This window comes from Arthrobacter sp. Hiyo1 (assembly GCF_001263615.2).
Classification (GTDB): domain Bacteria; phylum Actinomycetota; class Actinomycetes; order Actinomycetales; family Micrococcaceae; genus Arthrobacter.
Genome location: NZ_DF952475.1, coordinates 192,843 through 195,558, shown reverse-complemented (window position 1 = coordinate 195,558; position 2,716 = coordinate 192,843). Strand labels below are relative to the sequence as shown.

3 protein-coding genes and 1 pseudogene are annotated in these 2,716 nt (G+C 65.9%); all 4 read right to left on the bottom strand.

The annotated features are described in order from the left end of the window. A pseudogene (locus AHiyo1_RS19895) lies at positions 1-271 on the bottom strand (alanine racemase); the annotation flags it as partial. Positions 272-300: 29 nt separating this feature from the next. After that, positions 301-786 carry a RidA family protein gene (locus tag AHiyo1_RS19890; protein WP_059389721.1) on the bottom strand — a complete coding sequence of 162 codons (486 nt, stop codon included), beginning with the start codon at positions 784-786 and terminating at the stop codon, positions 301-303. Positions 787-806: 20 nt separating this feature from the next. Beyond that, positions 807-1,493 (bottom strand): haloacid dehalogenase type II, encoded by a 687-nt coding sequence (locus AHiyo1_RS19885; RefSeq protein ID WP_059389720.1) that lies wholly within the window; start codon positions 1,491-1,493, stop codon positions 807-809. 187 nt (positions 1,494-1,680) lie between these two features. Further along, a partial coding sequence (locus AHiyo1_RS19880; RefSeq protein WP_059389719.1) for an NAD(P)/FAD-dependent oxidoreductase occupies positions 1,681-2,716 on the bottom strand: 1,036 nt, incomplete at its 5' end.

Genomic DNA, 2,716 nt, shown 5'->3' with positions numbered 1-2,716 from the left:
CGATGAAGATGTCGTCAAACCCGGCCGCGGCGAAGACCTCGGCCTCGCCGACGTTGCCGGCGGTGATGCCGACCGCCCCCGCCTTGACCTGACGGCGCCCGATCTCCACGCATTTGTGCGTCTTGACATGCGGCCTGACGTCGAGGCCGCGTTGGGCGGCGAAGCCCTGCATGCGGTCGATGTTCTCCTGCATCACGTCGGCCAGCACGATCGGTGCGGGGGTGTCGATGCGCCCCTCCAGAGCGTCGAGCGCTCGTTGGAGTCGATTCACGCTGTCCTCCTCATGGTTTCGGTTCGCCACTAGACCGCGGTGCAGATCATCTGGATCTCGACAGGCGTGTTCAGCGGCAGCCCGGCGACCCCGATCGCAGTGCGGGCATGCCGTCCGTTCTCCCCCAACACCTCGATGAGCAACTCACTGGCAGCGTTGGCGACCCGCGACTGCAGACCGAAGTCCGGCGCGCTGGCCACGAACACCAGCATCTGCACGATCCGGACCTGGTCCAGATCCCCCACAGCCTGTACAGCGGCGGCCAGGCAGTTCAGCGCACAATGGCGCGCGAGCTCCCGCGCCGTCTCAAGGTCCACGTCGCGGCCCACAACGCCCTGGCCCAGCAGCTCACCGTCTTTGAACGGCAGTTGGCCCGCGATGTGGATGCTGGAGTCCACCGCCCGGTGGTCCACGTAGTACGCATTATCAGCGAGGACGGGCAGATCCAGACCCAGGGCCTCGAGACGATCTGAAGGCGAGGCGCCCTTTACGGTTTGAGGTAGTGGCAGACTCATCTGTACCCGGGACTCCCTTACTAGGCGGCGGGGCGCGGCAGGCTGAAGAGGACCGGGAGGTCGGCGATGTCGGTGATCCGTTCGTAGCCGAGCCAGGGCTCGTCGTGCTCGAAGCCGCGGTCGACGTAGACCTTCTTCTCGATGCCCATGATGGCCGCGGGGCGGTGGTCGTACATGGGGCTCGCGGAGACGTGCACAAGCTCGTCCGGCGTCACGCCGAGCTTGTCGAACATGTACTCGAATGCGGCGAGCCGCGGTTTGTAGCAGCCCATCTGCTCGGCCGTGATGATGACCTCGAACGGGGCTTGGAGGTTCGCCGCAAGGCGCTCGGCGACCGCGGTGTCGCTGTTAGTGATGATAACCAGCGGGACGGCCTCAGCCAGGCGGTTTAGCGCCGCCGTGACGCCCGGGTAGGGACCCCAAGTGGGGATCCGGTCGTAGACCTCGCGTGCCTCGTCGGTGCGGAACTCGATGCCGACCTTGTGGGAGGCGCGCTTCATGGAGTCAGCGACGATCTGCTGGAAGGGCTTGTACGCGCCCATGCATTCGTCGATCCGGTACGCCTTGCAGATCCGCAGGTATTCATCGGCGACCTCCGCGGGGAGCCGGTCACCGAGGACATCGCGCATCGTGTCGTTGATCGCGAACTTGATGAGCGTCCCGTTCATGTCGAACGTGACGAACTTGGGCTTGGTCTCGAATGCCATCTGCTTTCTCCTGCTGTCGATACTTGAATGATCTGTTGACTATCGGATTGTAGAATCCGTCGATTGTCGACAATACGGCGAGGTGCGCTGATTGTCAAGGGTCCATGAGCCCGCCCGCTGGTTCTGGAGAGCTCGTCCGCACGGCTCGGCGCTGCCCCAGGTCGAGATCCGAGCCGGCCGGCGTCGGCTAGTGGGGCGGCAGGAACGGCGCCACCAGTTGCACACGCTTCGCTGGCTTCCCGGTGCGCTCCTCGTAGGCGTCAGCCGAGGCGAGCGTCTTGTGGATGAGTGTGGAGGCGATGAACCGGAGGGGCTCGGGTTCCCAGTCCCGGCTGTAGTGTCCGACCCATGGCAGCGATGTCAGATCCGTGCTGTGGCCCAGGATCAGGTCTCGCATGGTGCGCCCGGAGATGTTGGAGGCGGTAACGCCGTGGCCGCCGAACGCGCCGACGAATCCCAGTCCCGTCTTGCGGTCGAACGTCGTTCTCATGCACCAGTCGCGTGGTACCGCCAGGGAACCGCCCCAGTGATGGGTGATCCGAGCCTGCGCCACAGCCGGAAACGCCTCGCGCAGGGTCTGGCACAGCCGCTCGTACACGCGCTCGTCCTGCTCGTTTTCCGGGGAGATGGGCTTGCTCAGCCGGTACGGCGCTCCTCGTCCGCCGACCACGATCCGGCCGTCCATCGTCCGCTGGGCGTAGTAGAAGAGGTGCCCCAGGTCCGAGAACCCGATGCCATCCCGCCAGCCGAGCTCATCCCAGATCCGCTGCGGGAGGGGTTCGGTAGCGATCAGCAAGGAGTAGAGGGGCAGGAACTTGCGTCGCTGGCCCCGCTCGCCGATCGTGTAGGCTTCCGTCGCTCGGACCACCACATCGGCTGAGATCCGCCCGTTCCTAGACCGGACCGCCTTCGGGCCCAGGTGTTCTGCCGGACTCTGCTCATAGATCTTCACGCCGAGACGCTCGCAGGCATCGGCCAGGCCGCGAGCCAGCCGGGCGGGGTCGACGTGAGCGCAGTGCGGCGTGAAGGACGCAGCAAGGAGGCCTTCCGGGCCGCGGATGTACTCGGCGCACTCGTCGGCGGTGAGGAGCCTGATGTCCTCCGGGCCCAGCCCGGAACGGTGCTTTGCCTCGACTCGGGAGCGCAGACGCTGCAGTTGCGGCTCGTTGGTCGCCACAGTGAGCGCCCCCGCCTTGTTGTAGCCGCAGTCGATGCCCTCCAAC

Coding starts and splice junctions, on each gene's coding strand:
- AHiyo1_RS19885 (WP_059389720.1), bottom strand. CDS start 1,493: ATGGCATTCGAGACCAAGCCCAAGTTCGTCACGTTCGACATGAACGGG.
- AHiyo1_RS19890 (WP_059389721.1), bottom strand. CDS start 786: ATGAGTCTGCCACTACCTCAAACCGTAAAGGGCGCCTCGCCTTCAGAT.